Origin of the sequence: Aeromonas sp. ASNIH4 (genome assembly GCF_002934425.1) — a bacterium.
GTDB lineage: Bacteria > Pseudomonadota > Gammaproteobacteria > Enterobacterales > Aeromonadaceae > Aeromonas > Aeromonas hydrophila.
Genome location: NZ_CP026217.1, coordinates 3078458 through 3093683 on the forward strand (window position 1 = coordinate 3078458; position 15226 = coordinate 3093683).

The window sequence follows — 15226 nt, forward strand, 5'->3', positions numbered from 1 at the left end:
TGGCGTAAGCCAATCCGGGCGTAGCCATTTATGCCGTCAACAAGGAATAGTCATGAAAGCAAAAGCCAAATACGGCCAAGCCCTGCGGCTGGCCTCCACTACCCAATTAACCCGCGAGCAGTGGCTCGCTATCCGCAAACTCGGCATTGGCTCCTCCGATGCCGCCGTGGCAGTGGGGCTATCCCCCTACAAATGTCCGCTCAGCCTGTGGCTGGAAAAGACCGGTCGCAAGGAGCCGGAGGATATCTCCCACAAGGAAGCTGTACTGTGGGGCATTGAGCTGGAGCCGGTCTTGGCGCAGGTCTACGCCAAACGCACTGGCTACAAGGTGCGCCGGGTCAATGCGGTGCTGCAACACCCCGTGCATCCCTTCATGCTCGCCAACCTCGATCGAGAGGTAGTCGGCCATCCCGATGGGCCGGGCATTCTGGAGATCAAAACCGCCAGCTATCACAGCGCCCCCCAGTGGGAGGAAGGTGTGCCTGTCGCCTACCAGTGCCAGGTGCTGCATCAACTGGCCGTCACCGGCCATGCCTGGGCCGAAGTGGCAGTGCTGATCGGCGGCCAGGATTTTCGGATTTACCGCATCGAGCGCGATGAGGAGAAGATCCAGGATCTCACCGAGCGGGAAGCGCAGTTCTGGCAGATGGTGCAACAAGATCAGCAGCCTGAACCTGACGGCTCCAGTGATGCTGCCAATGCTCTGAGCTGGCTCTTCCCCCGTGACGATGGCCAGACGGTGGATCTCTCCGATTCTTCCGAGTTCAACCAGCTGTTTGGGGAGCTACTGCGCTTGCGTCAGCAAAAGGAAGCTGTCGAGCAACAAGAGTCTCAACTCAAACAGCGGCTGCAAGCGACCTTGGGTGAAGCGACAGCCGGGCTGTTTGCCGATGGCAAGATCACCTGGAAGCGCAGCAAAGACCGGCTGGCACCGGATCTCGAAAAGCTCGGGCAGGATCATCCCGACTTGCTCACCCGTTACGTCAAACCGGTGCCCGGCGTGCGCCGTTTCACCATTCAACCCTTGAGGCAAACACCATGATCAAAGGACTGGCGATTACTCCGCCCGTGATCGGACGGATCTGTATCGGCAAGCTGGTGCAAAAACAGGATAAGTGGGTGCCGGAGAAGGACGACAGCTTCACCCTCACCACCCAGGTACAACAAAAGGGGGGATGGTTGCTCCATCCCCTGCACCAACACTACTCATCGCAAAAGAGTGGCCAAGGACAGGAGCAGACCAAGATCCGCGCCATTCCGGTGCGGGTGCTGTTCAACGATAGCGACCTGAATCTGCGGGCGGAATACAGCGCGTTTGACCGACAAACCGGCAGGCCGCTCTGTGTCGGGAATGGGGAGGTGGCAAGACGTGTGGGGGGACAAGGCATGGAGGAGGTCAGCTGCTCTGGACCAGAGCGCTGCGCCTTTGCCGGGCAACAGGGCTGCAAGCTGTACGGGCGACTGAACCTGTTTGTGGAGGGGCAAGGGGATGAGCTGGGCAGCTTTATCTTCCGAACCACCGGCTACAACTCGGTGCGCACTCTGTCGGCTCGACTGAAATACCTGGAGGCCGTGAGCGGTGGTCACACCCGTTATTTGCCGCTCACCCTGCGGTTGCGAGCCAAAAGCACCACCCAGTCCTACCGCACACCGGTCTACTACGTGGATTTGACCTTGCGGGAAGAGACCAACCTGACCGAGGCAATCAGACAGGCACACGAGGCCGCCCAGCGTGACCAAGAGGCGGGACTCGCCATCGACCAGATGGAGCAGGCCGCGCGCGAGTTGCTGCGTAACGGCCAGTTTGAGGATATCGATGAAGAGGTGCCGATGCTGCTGGAGGAGTTCTATCCCGAAGCTAACAGCGACGAGACAGCGAATGGTAACGCTGATGCAGTGGCGACTACCTCGCTTAACGCACCGCAAAGCCAAGCAACCAAAACGTCACAGAGGCCGCAACCAAGAAGGAGTCCGCTCACCAACAAATTGGGAAAAGGGACCCCATCCCCTCCTCCAGTAACTGGCGGGTGATCAGCGGGGACGAGCCAACCGATCTACCAACCGCTCCACTGTTTCCAGCAACAGGGTTCGGTCGGCATCATCAAGCCGGGCCAATTGCTGGCTCAGCACAATGCCCTGCTCGGTCGGGCGGTTACTGGTCTCACGCAGAAAGTCGGCTAGCTCACAACCAAACAGTTGAGCGAGCTCCGCCAGCCGCACCACGGTCGGCACCACAATTCCCCGCTCCATTCGAGAGACGGCCTCCATCCCGATATTGAGGTGTTCAGCCACCTGCTCCTGGGTAAACCCGGCCTGGTTACGCTGACGCCCAATAGCCTTGCCCACGTTCTTGGCTAACTGCTCAAAGTTGATATCTGTCATAAGTCCTCCAACCAACCTCTATGGTTGGATATAGACCCATTGACATGAAGAACCCTGAAGGGTGAGGATCAACCGATCAGGTTGACATTGGTGCTTTGGCAGGGAATTTCAGAACGAAAGGAAATCCATCACCCAATACTCCACAACCCTCATTTCCCGCTGTGCAACCACCGCATGACAACGGGAAATGAAAAGTCATTTTTATCCATAAGGAGACATCATGAAACGTTACTTTGCTATCGCGGGCCTGCTTTTTCTGGCCCTGACCATCAACATCGCCTGGACCGGCAAAGCTCCCTGGCTTGGATTTTGGGGGCTGACCGCCACCTTCGTGTTCGGCACGCTTTTTACCGGTGTTGGCATGTGTATCGGGGAGTGGTTTCGCCGCTTTACCCACCCGGACTGGATCTCGACCAGCGGCGCAGTCGAGACCTTCAAGGCCAAAGTGTTTTGGCTTATGGGGCCGCAGGCCATCGGGGCACTGATTGGCTTTTTCGCCTTTCAGGGCTTTATGAACAATATCCTCGGCTATGCCGTGTAAGGAGTGTGGGATGCATCAATGGATAATAGCTCTACTGGGCTTGCTGCTAACGCCCGCCGTGCTGGCGTTTGGAGACCATGGCCGCTGGAACGATGGCTGGGGTCAGGGGGTAACGGAGTACTCAGCAACGGTCGATGACGCGACCTATCTCTATCTATCGTGCCGGATGGGCCAGCTTAGCCGCATCGAACTCAACCAAGCAGGCCAAGCACCGACTGAAACCGTTTGGCTACGCATCGATGGCCATACCTATCCCCCGCTATCCGGCATGGTGGCAGGGAATGACAGTAAGGCGTTCTATGACATGTGGGCCGCGCTGCGCTCAGCCAAGTCGCTGCAAGCCATCACCCAGGATGGCCGCACCGTTGAGCTGCCGGTCGCGGGTGTACAAGAGACGCTAACTGCCGCTACGGACGCGGCCTTTGGTTGTGCCTTTCCGGCTCCAGAGCCTGAGCCAGCCGCCGCCCCCTTGAACTTTGAACTGCGCGCACAACAGGGCGTACTGCAGATTGTGTCTCGTAATGACCCTGTCACGATTAAAGACATCACCATCAACCGTGGCCAGTGTCAGCTGGTTCGGGAAGTGCCGAGTGATGATTGTGTCAGCGGTCGTGTGAAATGGAGCACCTGTCTCGCCAGTAAAGACCGGTTAAAACCAGAGTACATCAAGCAAGTGTTCCCTGTTGCGATGAACTTTGGACAGCAAGCTCGGTTCACCCTCAAGTCAACACCGCTGTGCCGAGTATTGGAGGTGGTTATTCATACCGACCGGGGAGATGCCGGTTACACCTTCGAGTGAGCCCACTCCACTTCGCTATGCCCGGTCTCGTACCGCAATGCTGTTCAGATAAGCACTTTATTGACTGATTATTCATAAATTAGATTTGAGTTGGGGGGACAAGGCTGTGTCCAGTCGCTCTTCCTCCAGCCTTTATCCAGCGAGGCTTGCAATAGAAAGAGGGAGGCATCATGCCTCCCTCGCTTTTTGTCCTGATACTACGTGGACTGGAACTCAAATTCTCTTAAGTGAACAGCATTGGGTCTCGTACCGGGCTTTTTGTTTTCTAAAAGGAGTAGACATGCAACCTGGTGACCATCTGGTCGTAAGCCGATGGGGCTACGACCATCACGGCCTCTACGCGGGCAATAACCAAGTCATCCACTATACCGGTCCTTTCTCGAGTGAAGGCCCAGTGACAGGGCGGATTATTGTCTCATCGTTGGAGATATTTACAGGCAATGGCGACTGTTACCTGCGTGAATACAGCCACCGTTACTACAGCCCCAGCGAAAGTCTGGCGCGAGCGCATCAACGGCTGGGAGAGCGGGCCTACAACCTGCAGTTCAACAACTGCGAGCACTTCGTGACCTGGTGTATCCAGGGTGTGCACCACAGTGAGCAGGTAGACCAGGCGTGGAGTACCGTCTTGCTAGCCATCACGCTTGCACAAACGCCCCTGCCGCCGATCCGCACCACCGTGCCTACGTTCCCCGCACTACTCACACCGCTGACGAACAAGCTGACAACCTGGCTAATACCCTGGCGACTGCGCTAGTCCCAACCCTTTATTCGGAGAACTCCATGACCATTCCCTTTTTCCGGGACGGCTTTGCCCTGCCCGTTGACCAAGCATTGCTGATTCTGCTCAACCAGGAAGTCGCTAAAACCGAGCTCAATATCGAACGCTTAACCCAACTGACCTTCAACTTTCGCAACCCCGGCTACAGTGCCGAGCAAGGCGGCGTGCACCCGGTCGAGATCCGCCTGATCCGTGGGCTCGATGGCTGGCTGTTCGATTACGTCACCGACTTCAGCTACCAGGGGCAGGGCCAAGATGCTGAGCTCTGCAAGGAGCTCGATTTCAACTTCCTCGATGGGGAACACATCATGTTGGGCTGGGGGCCACTGCGACTGGCCGAAGCGCGGGAGTTGTTCGATATCTGGCAAAGCAACTTCATTGCCTACTGTCGGTTGGAATGTTTCAGCATCACGGTCGCAGGGGATTAGGAGGACACGATGAGCCAAGAATTAGCGCTCTCCCACTACTCACGCCAATGGCTGGGACGAGTCGCCACAAGCGCCAAGCTAACCCCCACTCGCAGTGGTCAGCTTTGGCTGCTACACCTGACCCCGGATAGTCCACACATCCGCACAGTCACCCTGCAGGTCCGTTGGTCTGGCGTGCAGTGGCAACTGCTCTCCCTCACCAATGCTGAGGACTGGCACACCATGAGCCAGCCGAGGGATGAGATCTGCATTGACCCCAAGCGCAGTTGTTTCTGGCGTTGCCAAGCAGGGCCAGTCTCACTCACCGATCAGCCTCGCGTGCTTGCAAGCTTCCTGACTGACCTGCAGCGCATCTGCATCCACCGCGGCTATCGGGTAGAGAGTGACCCCATTGAGCAACAGGAGAATAAGGATGATTAATACCATGATCGCTATCGAGCTGGAGGCTTATCTTGAACACGATGGTCAGATTGAAGTGGTGCATGACCAAGGCCAGGCGGTGGACGGTTATGCCCTCTATCTGCGCTATGAAAACGAACGGGGCGATGCACTGGCGCAATGGCTGTGCGATCACCCGGATCGCCGCTGGCTAGCCCACTTAGGCAACCTGATCGCGACCAGTTACCACATTCCACTGCACGACTACACCCCGCACACCTTGGCGGCCTGAACGCCGCCAGCCAATCCTGTTGTTACATCCCATTGAGTAACCTATTAACCAAACACCTCGCCGACCCTGCCGCCTCCAACGCGGTGGGGCGATGGCGTATGGAGCCTAATCATGTTGCATCAAAAACTCACCGCCGGGGAGATCCCCGGCACCTACCGGGTGACTGACCTTGTCACCGACGATGACCTGCTCACCATCGCCCAAGCTGTTGCCCGGCAGAAACTGGCCAAGGGAGAAGCTATTACCGATAAACACTTGGCCCATCAAGCCCTGCAAGGACTGCTGCAAACACGAGATCGCGAAGTGTTTGCTGCACTGTTCCTTGATAACCAGCATCGGATCTTGGCCTATGAAGAGCTGTTCCTTGGCACCCTGTCCGCTGCAACCGTCTACCCCCGCGATGTGGTCAAGCGAGCTTTGCATCACAATGCCGCCGCGCTGATGCTGGTCCACAACCACCCGTCGGGATACCCGGAACCCAGCCGGGCAGATATCGACATCACCCACAGATTGCAGCGCGCGTTGGCGTTAGTCGATATCCGCACCCTGGATCATCTGGTGGTCGGGGCGGAAGGCGTCGTATCACTGGCCGAGCGAGGTCTGCTATGAGCCTTACTCCAGACAAAACACACCTCACCGCCCTCGACATCCTCCTCGAGCTGCGCTGCTGGCTTGAAGATAACGTTCAGATGCAGGCTGAGCCCGCCATCGTGGCTCACCTCCCCAACGGTTATTTGCTCACCCAAGCCGACTGCATCGAGGCCATTGACACACTGCTCCACCAGCTACGCCATTAGTCACGCCAAGAAGGAATAAACGCCATGCGATTACCCAATCCCTATTCCCTTGAGGAAACCCTCGAGAAGCTGCGCCATGGCCTGACAGCCGTCAGCAACGAAGATGCGCTGACGTTGCTGGAGAAGGCCATCGCCAAGGCTAGTGATGACCGGAGTTATGCCAAGCAGTTTGAAGAGACCTTGCAAGGCTCCACCATCGAGATACGCGACTGTCTCAGCTGCTTTGGCGACTACTTCGAACGATCCCGAGACGCACCGCCCTATTACCCGCACCACGATGCCGTTAACGGCATTGATTGTGCGCTCTACGCCATCCTGTTCGATGCCGCTCACCCAGACGCAGCGCAGGCACAGCAATAACATGTATACCGATCGCCGAATAACATGCATGCCGATCACGTTTCCACCCAATAACGCCAGCATCCCCAAACCCGGATCATCAGCGCCAACACCATGATCCGGATATCCCGACTGTCACCGGGGCAACCTGGACTGGCTGGATCATCCGGCATTCAACTGGGTAAACACGATGATAGGAAATGTGAAAAACTCGCTGCGGGGCAGTTGCCATACGCTCGGAGCGAAGCATTTACCAAGGCATCTTGCTGAATACTGCTTCCGGTTTAATCATCGTTTTGACCTCAAGAGTATGTTTGTTGAATTGGGGCATGCAGTCGTGGCAAGCCCGCCGATGCCATATCGGCTCTTGAAGCTGGCTGAGGGTCATGGGTAATCAGGTAGGGTTTTTAGACAGCATGTACTTCGTAACCCAATCCTGAAAATCCTTTGGAGTTGATTTCTCTGTAGATATTGAAGCCCAAGCAAAATGATCAATTGTGATGTGCATGAGAATAATTGCAGGGATGTGATGCCCGTCTTTCCGCAGACAATTAATCGCGTTAGTCATTTTTTCAGCGTATTTCATTATTTCCATCTGGCTCATACATTCCTCTAACGCCTGAATTAAGCCGCGCCGCGAAGCGGCGTCGGCTTGAATGATTGGTTAGGCGCTGATTGTGACACCTACTTCCTGTTGGATCGCTCTTCGATGTTACCGAACGACTCAAACGCGACTGCCCTTGCCCTCGTTCCGTTATTTGATAAACCCAACTCATCGCACAATCTGGCGTATATCTTTGGCGGGAATCCGCCCTTGAAGTTCCAAGTTGTTCCATCAAGCTCCATTTGCAGGATTCCAGAGATGTTTTTATATTTGTAGCCAAGGCGATTGGAGACAATATAATTTGAAACTTGGCTGCTGTGCGTAAATCCAAATTTCATCATTTCAGCTACCAAATTCTGAAATTCGTCCTCTTCGAGCTGCTCTTGTGCTCTCTCTGCATCATGCTGTCGCTGTCTCCTCTCTCGCTCGATTTCTGTTTTCGCCTCAAGTTCTTTGCGTTCTAGTTCACGTTTCTTTTGTTCCTCAGATTCAAGGTGCCTACGCTCTAGGTTAAGCTCATTGGTACGATCTTGACCAAGAAGGTCAGAGGTTACGTCGTCAAGCCATGAAGGCTTTTGGCGTCCCAAATTTCGCCAATAAGATTCAATCCTATCGATAAGATGGCTGGTATCGGAAGCTGCCCCTTGCCTGATTTGTCTAGGCGAAAAAACGGTGCAAATCTGTATTCCCTTTGAGGTTGTTTCCGTATCAAACCAAAAATGGAGTTTTTCGCCAAATAGGTCGCGGGAAAGCGACTCTGCCAATTGCGGATCTGTTTTTTTTATGGTTTTGATGTGGAAGAAGATTTCCGAATTGTTTCCGAGCAGTAAGCCGCGAACAAATCCAAAACCTTTATCCGGAAAATACCTATTAACTACACCATAGTCGACATTAGTCGCTTTCGGTGACGGAGGGCGGTTGTCTACCGTTATATTTTTTTTGACGATTCCCTCTTGGATCGTAATATGAATTTCTTGTTCATAAACGGTGGAAAATCCACCATGCACATATTTAAGAATATCCCCTGCAGGGATTTTAATTGTTCCGGTAAACCAGTTGGCAAAAATCGATGGGCCGTCGCTGAGCTGGTACTTTCCGCTGATTCCCGTAAGGAAAAACTTTCCACCCTTTATTTCCCATGACCCCCGATAGCCGCGCCAACACGCAGTGCTTAATCCTTGATTTCCATTGAGTTCGATTAGTCTTGGGTTGTCTTTAGGCAACGGTGGACAGAACGCCATTGACGTTTTAACCCCATCCAGTATCAACCCCTCATGAACTTGTGCCGTCATGCCATTCACCTGTGCAGCCTAACGCCTGAATTAAGCCGCGCCACGAAGTGGCGTCGGCTTGAATGAATTGTTAGGCCCCCGGCAATTGATGCCAGCGGCCTGCCCAGCCTCGCGCATTCATTTTCCGTATCAAGCTGTGGCGCGCAGTCGGTGGCGAGCCTCCTCGACCCGTCTCACTGTCTCGGTAGGCGAGCTAAAAACAACGTTTGCTGGAATGCGCAAGACCGTGTAGCCCTCAGCGCGAATTACCTCGTCGCGTGCGGCGTCCCTGGCCTTGGCTTCGGGGCTGCCGTGCCAGGTTTCCCCATCGATTTCGACCACGAGTTTCTCGTCGACTAGAAAGTCTCCCCGGAATTGACTCCATGCAGAGCCCCGTCCGATGTGCAGTCTGCCAAGCCCGATCTGGGTACGCAACTTGACACCTTTACCAGCGATGCAACCTGGTCCCGTCGTCATCTTGTACGCTGAGACCATGGTATCGAAGAATGCTTCTTCCGCAGGAGACTCGCAAGTGAAGCGCATGTCTTCAACGGTAACCGGTTCGTTGAGGCGGGCGGCGATTTCCGCCTCCTGCCTCTTTCGTTCCGGCTCATCTCGAATGTCGCTGTAGACCGACCAGGCAATTAGACCGCCCACCACGAGCAGTGGCCAGAAGAAAAAACCAATGACTATCAATACAGCGGCCAAAAGGCCGCGCTGGGAATAAGTCATAAAATCACTCTTGAATCTTTAGAAAAGTCTCACCTATAACTTCAGCGCCGGTAAGCAGGTAAAATAAACCGGAACTCCAATGGTCGCAATGGGTCGAAACAGGACCATATCCACAGGCCGTCTTCGACTTTCGGTCAGTGGAAGATTGCCTCGAAAAGAATTCTGCTATGGCCTAACGTGGAAGTGAGCGGCCTGCGCGGTTTTTGCGCAGGTCCGCTCGACTGAAGGGTTATGCATCATTTTCGTAGCGACTTCACTTCGTTAAGCATTTGGGTTGGTGAAATAGCACCCAACGCCACGAGCATAAGTAGCAAGCCACCAATGACTACAATGCCCGTTGCCCATGCGTGCTTAAAACGTAGCTGAACCACCGTTGCCAACCATACAATGGCCGTGCAGCCGATGAGAAATATGAATGTCTGATGGCCTTGCTTCAGAGACTCCAGCAATGTCAGAGCACCAAGGGACGCGACAACACAAAAAGCTGGAACGACGAGCCATAACGTTCCAATCGGAGCCTCTGGTATTTGGAAATAGTCGCTGGCCTTCAAGCCGTTGTCCTGGAAGAACCCGGTAATTTCTTCCTTTGTACCTTCAATTGGCCCGAGCTTCATTTTTGCCCCCTTCTATGGGGAGCAAGCACTGATGCCACGTCTTTCTCGGCTGCCGTATCGGACCACTCTTGGCTAGAACCTTCCTTGATAAAGATGATGCGATCTTGCTCAAGGATTACGTTCGTACCTCCGAAAGTGAAGCCGTCGAGATTTCCACCAAACGCACGCTGTTCAATCTGAGATAGCGCGCGCCCGAGAGACGGGTATGCCGGATGATACTTGTCGTCGTTTTCGACGTTTGGCCCGATTCGAAAGACCAAGACCGCGCCACCATCAACTGCGGGATAGACGTTGCAATCTAGGCCAATTCCTGGACGAAGAAATGGTGCCAGCCGTCTCCGGAAATTGTTTATGTAAGCCTGAACCTTTGATTGCTCAGTCATTCAGTCCTCGCGTAATTGAGCCAATGATGCATAACGTTTGACATGAGCGGCGCGACCCGGCTTGCCGGGGCACGTCCGCTCGATGGAAGGGTTAGCCGCCACCTGCGGAGAGACGAATGGATGCTGGAGAGAGGACTTGCACAGAGATTGTGTCCATTGCGCTTGCACTCTCTTGAAACCAGTCGCGCAGCGCTGTGCCACCCATAATTCTCGGCGTTCCGTTGCTATTAGCTCTACGGTTTATGGTGCCCAGAACCGGCTGTGCCGCATCTCCCAAGAACAACTCGATCGTTTCTCCATCCGAGGCAATGTGCTTCTGTGAAGATACACCCACATTGAAGAAGCCCGAACGAAAGTATGTCGGCTGCAGCGTGAAGTGAAATCTCTCGGTTGCGGTTGGTGTCAGCTCTGGGAGCGACTCCGCGGACTCAGTCTCGGGCTCAAGAGGCTTTTCAGGCTTTCCGCCGTTCCACGGAGGATTAAGCTTCCGAATGATGTCGTCCTCCAGCGCTGCGGCGAGATTGAGATGGAACATTCCATAGTGAAGGAGGCCGTTGTCGGGCAACGCTAATATCTCGATAGCTGCTCCGCGCGCAAGCAAATCGAGTATGCGGCGGTTGTTATTCACGTTGGTCGTTTGTGTTCTAGTCGGCGTCCTGTAGCCCGACATGCGGACTGCGAGGGTTCGAACCGTTTTCCCCACGTACATGACCTCCGCATCGCAGACGAAAGCATAAAGGATGTTCGTTTGTGTGGCATGCCGCGTGAGGTCGAACTTGAGCTTCCCGTTGACGAGTAGCCAGTGACCGGCGGGTTGGAATCCAATTTGAAGTAGGCGGTTCATGGCTGTCCGTGGAGGCTAACGCCCCAATAAGCCGCCGAAAGGAGCGCAGCGTATTGAGGTCGGTTTAATTGGCTTGTTAGAGTGCTTCTTCAACTTTTATGCCTGCTGCAGAATACAAGGTTTGTATTGTACTTTTCGCCAGTGCTATTAACTCTTGTAGCACTTGAAGTGCTGGTTTTGTTGGGTCTATGTTACCAATTACAATTTCCACGGGCACATCTAATTCCTGCTCAATTATGTTTGACGGCGGCACTTTGGCTTTTCTTCTCTGCGTCCAAGTCATTGGCTGTACTTGCCAAGCAACATCGCGATAATTATTACCAAAGCCACAATTCATTAAACCAGATGGAAAATCAGGAACCAGTTTTTGAATCATTGAGCTACTAATTTTCGTGAAGTTACCTGTTGGGACTAATAACTTGTGTTTATCCATAACATCCAAGTCGTGAATGGCACAAAGAAGCGCATTCCCACCATCTCTATATGGCTTTAAACTCGCTAGTGCGTGAGCAAAATCTGTCGAAACTCTCGAAGGTATACCGGTCAAAACAGAGTCTTTCAGGGCAGTCTCTGTAGAGGTGATTGGAAATTGAATGCTTTTTCTTTCTCCATCAGATTTTGCATGCCTCTCAGTACAATTCCAATATGCATGATCAATAGCAGCTCTAAGATTATGGAGAATATCGCCAATTATTACGGTAGCTTCATTAGCAACATCTTCGTTTCGCTTTGCAAATGTTGCTCTTTCACCAGTTTTGCAATTAGTTTCTAAGAAATAACCGAACGGCTTTTTCTTTTTAAACATTTGTGCAAGTTCCGCATAATGCTTTTCTGCACGTTTCACTTTCAAGTAGGCACTATCCATATTTGCACTCTAACAATTTATTGTACGGAATCTATCCGTGATTTTGGGGTGGATCGGGTCGTCATAGTCTGGTGTGAGACTATGTACCGGAAGCTTGAAAATCCCGGATAAAGCCCGCTTTGGCAATGTTTTTGTACCGCATAGATTATGCAAAAATGCGGAAAGTTTCTTCATAGTCAGCAATGGGACTTGCTCGTGTATATACTGTTTATATATACATGTGGAGGTGACTCATGCGCAAGCCTCATTCGCCGTTTTTGGCAAGCATCTATGAGCAGATGTTGATGCTGCGTTACGCGATGGCAACCGTTGAAGCCTATCTGCACTGGATCAAGGCATTTATCCGTTTTTCCCGGATGAAGCATCCGGTCGAGCTGGGTGAGGCGGAGGTTCAGCAATTTTTGTCCTATCTGGTCACCGAGCGCCATGTGGCTGTCAAGACTCAGGCCCAGGCGTTGAATGCGCTGGTCTTCTTGTATCGCACTGTCTTGTTACGGCCTCTGCAGCTCGAGATGAAATTTACGCGCAGCCAGCGCCCTCCCAAACTGCCAACTGTTTTGACGCAAAGTGAAGTCCGAGCCTTGTTGCTGGCTATGCCAGTTCATCTTCGTCTCTTGGCGCAACTGATGTATGGCAGCGGACTCAGGCTGATGGAGGTGATGCGCCTGCGGGTGCAGGATATCGACTTCAACTACCTCTGCCTGATGGTCTGGAATGGCAAAGGGGGCAAGCACAGGCGTGTGACTCTGGCCTCGGAACTCATTCCGGCCCTGCGGGAGCAAATTGCCTACGTCCAGCGCTTTTATATGACGGACTGCTTAAACGACGCGTATGCCGGGGTGGCCTTGCCGACGGCATTGGCGCGCAAGTATCCGGCCGCCAGCAAAGAGCTGGGTTGGCACTACCTGTTTCCGGCATCCCATCTGAGTCGCGATCCTGTCGATGGGGCCTTGCGTCGACATCATCTGGATCCAACCACCCTGCAAAAAGCGGTTCGTGCCACGGCGCGTCAGTTGCAGCTGGGAAAACCGGTCACCTGTCATACCTTGCGCCATTCCTTTGCCACCCATTTGCTGGCGCGGGGGGCGGATATTCGAACCGTGCAGGAGCAACTGGGCCATTCTGATGTTCGAACCACACAAATTTATACCCATGTGCTGCAAAACGGCGCCAATGGGGTACGTAGCCCTTTGTCTGATCTGTAATGGTTGGGGGGCGGGACGCTCGGTTTTTCAGAACGAGTGGCCTGACGCAGGCACGCTACCGCCCTTAGGTTACAGCTCCTAGAGGCTGACATCCGTTTCAGGTGGTGGCTTGTTACCCGGGCCATTTTCATCCTGATGGCCTGTTCTTTTCGTCAAACTATGCTACGGATTTCAGTTTCATATGGAAATAAATAATCGACGGGATTTGCAAAAATGTGCGATAGACAGGGAAGGTGCGAACAAGTTCCTGATATGAGATCATCATGTTCATCCGGAGCGCATCCCAGAGGGACATCATGAGCCATCAACTCACCTTCGCCGATAGTGAATTCAGCACTAAGCGCCGTCAGACCCGAAAAGAGATTTTCCTCTCCCGCATGGAGCAGATTCTGCCATGGCAGAATATGACCGCTGTCATCGAGCCGTTTTATCCCAAGGCGGGCAATGGCCGACGGCCCTATCCGCTGGAAACCATGCTACGCATTCACTGCATGCAGCATTGGTACAACCTGAGCGATGGCGCGATGGAAGATGCTCTGTACGAAATCGCCTCCATGCGTCTGTTTGCCCAGTTATCCCTGGATAGCGCCTTGCCGGACCGCACCACCATCATGAATTTCCGCCACCTGCTGGAGCAGCATCAACTGGCCCGCCAATTGTTCAAGACCATCAATCGCTGGCTGGCCGAAGCAGGCGTCATGATGACTCAAGGCACCTTGGTCGATGCCACCATCATTGAGGCTCCCAGCTCGACCAAGAACAAAGAGCAGCAACGCGATCCGCAGATGCATCAGACCAAGAAAGGCAATCAGTGGCACTTTGGCATGAAGGCCCACATTGGTGTCGATGCCAAGAGTGGCCTGACCCACAGCCTAGTCACCACCGCGGCCAACGAGCATGACCTCAATCAGCTGGGTAATCTGCTGCATGGAGAGGAGCAATTTGTCTCAGCCGATGCCGGCTACCAAGGGGCGCCACAGCGCGAGGAGCTGGCCGAGGTGGATGTGGACTGGCTGATCGCCGAGCGCCCCAGCAAGGTAAGAACCTTGAAACAGCATCCACGCAAGAACAAAACGGCCATCAACATCGAATACATGAAAGCCAGCATCCGGGCCAAGGTGGAGCACCCGTTTCGCATCATCAAGCGACAGTTCGGCTTCGTGAAAGCCAGATACAAGGGGTTGCTGAAAAACGATAACCAACTGGCGATGTTATTCACCCTGGCCAACCTGTTTCGGGTGAACCAGATGATACGTCAGTGGGAGAGATCTCACTAAAAACTGGGAATAACGCCTTAAATGGCGAAGAAACGGTCTAAATAGGCTGATTCAAGGCATTTACGGGAGAAAAAATCGGCTCAAACATGAAGAAATGAAATGACTGAGTCAGCCGAGAAGAATTTCCCCGCTTATTCGCACCTTCCCTAAAATGAAAGAAGCCAATGCGGTCTTGTTGATGGATAAATTTATCTACTACCTGAAGCAACACCGCTTATATACCCGCACACTTGGAATTATTTGAGTCTCTAAAAATGAGGGGATCTCTGAGCCCGCGATGTGGTCAAGCGGGCACTGCACTACAATGCTGCCGCCCTGATATTGGTGCATAACCACCCGTCGGGATACCCGGAACCCAGCCGGGCAGATATCGAGATCACCCTGCGCCTACAGAATGCCCTGGCACTGGTGGATATCCGGATTTTGGATCATCTGGTCGTCGGTACTGAGGGTGTGGTGTCGCTGGCAGAACGAGGGAATTTGTAACTACCACGCCGGTCAGGGAGCACATGGAGGAAGGCATGGTCAGCAGTGAGCTCTACTACGACTTACCATCATTAGGAGTACACAGAAAATGGGAACCATAGGGAGTTGGGGATTACACACCCAAGTTCAACCACGTTTTGGCGCACGTGCAATTGTCGAACGAAACAGGGTCTCCCTATTTTTGGATCGCTGCGGCGTCTATGGCGAT

At 53.5% G+C, this 15226-nt stretch carries 21 protein-coding genes and 3 pseudogenes; 16 read left to right on the plus strand and 8 right to left on the minus strand.

Going from position 1 to position 15226, the window contains the following annotated elements; genetic code table 11:
- Nucleotides 1-52 precede the first annotated feature (52 nt).
- A complete protein-coding gene (locus tag C2U40_RS14105) occupies nucleotides 53-1042 on the plus strand; it encodes a YqaJ viral recombinase family nuclease (RefSeq protein ID WP_103828959.1) in 990 nt (329 codons plus the stop codon).
- Nucleotides 1039-2031 (plus strand): recombination directionality factor, encoded by a 993-nt coding sequence (locus tag C2U40_RS14110; RefSeq protein WP_043133799.1) that lies wholly within the window; start codon nucleotides 1039-1041, stop codon nucleotides 2029-2031. The genes C2U40_RS14105 and C2U40_RS14110 overlap by 4 nt, the downstream gene beginning before the upstream one ends.
- Here C2U40_RS14110 and C2U40_RS14115 read toward each other — a convergent pair whose 3' ends face one another.
- A complete protein-coding gene (locus tag C2U40_RS14115; RefSeq protein WP_043133797.1) occupies nucleotides 2032-2382 on the minus strand; it encodes a helix-turn-helix domain-containing protein in 351 nt (116 codons plus the stop codon).
- A gap of 220 nt (nucleotides 2383-2602) precedes the next feature.
- Between C2U40_RS14115 and C2U40_RS14120 the strand changes: the two genes are divergently transcribed.
- The 10 genes and pseudogenes from C2U40_RS14120 to C2U40_RS14165 all read left to right on the plus strand — a co-directional run.
- Complete coding sequence (locus C2U40_RS14120) at nucleotides 2603-2923, plus strand: hypothetical protein (RefSeq protein WP_043133795.1); 321 nt, start codon at nucleotides 2603-2605, stop codon at nucleotides 2921-2923.
- A gap of 10 nt (nucleotides 2924-2933) precedes the next feature.
- Nucleotides 2934-3722: a hypothetical protein gene (locus tag C2U40_RS14125; RefSeq protein ID WP_053288702.1), complete on the plus strand. Its 789-nt coding sequence runs from the start codon at nucleotides 2934-2936 to the stop codon at nucleotides 3720-3722.
- A gap of 280 nt (nucleotides 3723-4002) precedes the next feature.
- A complete protein-coding gene (locus tag C2U40_RS14130) occupies nucleotides 4003-4479 on the plus strand; it encodes a lecithin retinol acyltransferase family protein (protein ID WP_050504458.1) in 477 nt (158 codons plus the stop codon).
- A gap of 26 nt (nucleotides 4480-4505) precedes the next feature.
- Nucleotides 4506-4931 (plus strand): DUF2787 domain-containing protein, encoded by a 426-nt coding sequence (locus tag C2U40_RS14135; protein WP_043133637.1) that lies wholly within the window; start codon nucleotides 4506-4508, stop codon nucleotides 4929-4931.
- A gap of 9 nt (nucleotides 4932-4940) precedes the next feature.
- Nucleotides 4941-5351, plus strand: coding sequence for a hypothetical protein (locus C2U40_RS14140; RefSeq protein ID WP_043133624.1), 411 nt, complete (start codon nucleotides 4941-4943; stop codon nucleotides 5349-5351).
- Nucleotides 5344-5601, plus strand: a complete 258-nt coding sequence (locus C2U40_RS14145; protein WP_103828958.1) for a hypothetical protein — start codon at nucleotides 5344-5346, stop codon at nucleotides 5599-5601. The genes C2U40_RS14140 and C2U40_RS14145 overlap by 8 nt, the downstream gene beginning before the upstream one ends.
- Nucleotides 5602-5712: 111 nt before the next feature.
- A complete protein-coding gene (gene radC / locus C2U40_RS14150) occupies nucleotides 5713-6210 on the plus strand; it encodes a RadC family protein (RefSeq protein ID WP_043133628.1) in 498 nt (165 codons plus the stop codon).
- Nucleotides 6207-6398, plus strand: coding sequence for a hypothetical protein (locus C2U40_RS14155; RefSeq protein ID WP_043133630.1), 192 nt, complete (start codon nucleotides 6207-6209; stop codon nucleotides 6396-6398). Before radC ends, C2U40_RS14155 begins: the two co-directional genes overlap by 4 nt.
- Before the next feature lie 24 nt (nucleotides 6399-6422).
- Nucleotides 6423-6758 (plus strand): hypothetical protein, encoded by a 336-nt coding sequence (locus tag C2U40_RS14160; RefSeq protein ID WP_171269275.1) that lies wholly within the window; start codon nucleotides 6423-6425, stop codon nucleotides 6756-6758.
- Nucleotides 6759-6879: 121 nt separating this feature from the next.
- Nucleotides 6880-7131, plus strand: a pseudogene (locus tag C2U40_RS14165) (transposase); the annotation flags it as partial.
- Here C2U40_RS14165 and C2U40_RS14170 read toward each other — a convergent pair.
- The 7 genes from C2U40_RS14170 to C2U40_RS26115 form a co-directional block, all read right to left on the minus strand.
- The gene (locus C2U40_RS14170; protein ID WP_043133631.1) at nucleotides 7132-7341 is read right to left on the minus strand and encodes a hypothetical protein; all 210 of its coding nucleotides are present in this window, start codon (nucleotides 7339-7341) and stop codon (nucleotides 7132-7134) included.
- An 80-nt stretch (nucleotides 7342-7421) separates the two neighbouring features.
- A complete protein-coding gene (locus tag C2U40_RS14175; protein WP_050504459.1) occupies nucleotides 7422-8633 on the minus strand; it encodes a hypothetical protein in 1212 nt (403 codons plus the stop codon).
- Nucleotides 8634-8762: 129 nt separating this feature from the next.
- Nucleotides 8763-9344, minus strand: coding sequence for an endonuclease domain-containing protein (locus tag C2U40_RS14180; protein WP_043133634.1), 582 nt, complete (start codon nucleotides 9342-9344; stop codon nucleotides 8763-8765).
- A 236-nt stretch (nucleotides 9345-9580) separates the two neighbouring features.
- Nucleotides 9581-9958, minus strand: coding sequence for a hypothetical protein (locus C2U40_RS14185; RefSeq protein WP_053288704.1), 378 nt, complete (start codon nucleotides 9956-9958; stop codon nucleotides 9581-9583).
- Nucleotides 9955-10341, minus strand: coding sequence for a hypothetical protein (locus C2U40_RS14190; RefSeq protein WP_103828957.1), 387 nt, complete (start codon nucleotides 10339-10341; stop codon nucleotides 9955-9957). Before C2U40_RS14190 ends, C2U40_RS14185 begins: the two co-directional genes overlap by 4 nt.
- A gap of 91 nt (nucleotides 10342-10432) precedes the next feature.
- Entirely contained in the window at nucleotides 10433-11185 is a 753-nt protein-coding gene (locus C2U40_RS26545) for a GIY-YIG nuclease family protein (RefSeq protein ID WP_043133635.1), read from the minus strand.
- A 76-nt stretch (nucleotides 11186-11261) separates the two neighbouring features.
- Nucleotides 11262-12035, minus strand: a complete 774-nt coding sequence (locus C2U40_RS26115) for a hypothetical protein (protein ID WP_146054379.1) — start codon at nucleotides 12033-12035, stop codon at nucleotides 11262-11264.
- Between the two features lie 248 nt (nucleotides 12036-12283).
- On the opposite strand from C2U40_RS26115, the gene C2U40_RS14200 reads away from it, so the two are divergent.
- From C2U40_RS14200 to C2U40_RS27005, 4 genes and pseudogenes are all read left to right on the plus strand, one after another.
- The gene (locus C2U40_RS14200) at nucleotides 12284-13255 is read left to right on the plus strand and encodes an integron integrase (protein WP_024941042.1); all 972 of its coding nucleotides are present in this window, start codon (nucleotides 12284-12286) and stop codon (nucleotides 13253-13255) included.
- Between the two features lie 296 nt (nucleotides 13256-13551).
- Nucleotides 13552-14532, plus strand: coding sequence for an IS5-like element ISKpn26 family transposase (locus tag C2U40_RS14205; protein ID WP_103828956.1), 981 nt, complete (start codon nucleotides 13552-13554; stop codon nucleotides 14530-14532).
- A 273-nt stretch (nucleotides 14533-14805) separates the two neighbouring features.
- A pseudogene (locus C2U40_RS14215) lies at nucleotides 14806-15018 on the plus strand (JAB domain-containing protein); the annotation flags it as partial.
- Between the two features lie 88 nt (nucleotides 15019-15106).
- Nucleotides 15107-15178: pseudogene (locus C2U40_RS27005) on the plus strand (hypothetical protein); the annotation flags it as partial.
- Between the last annotated feature and the right edge of the window lie 48 nt (nucleotides 15179-15226).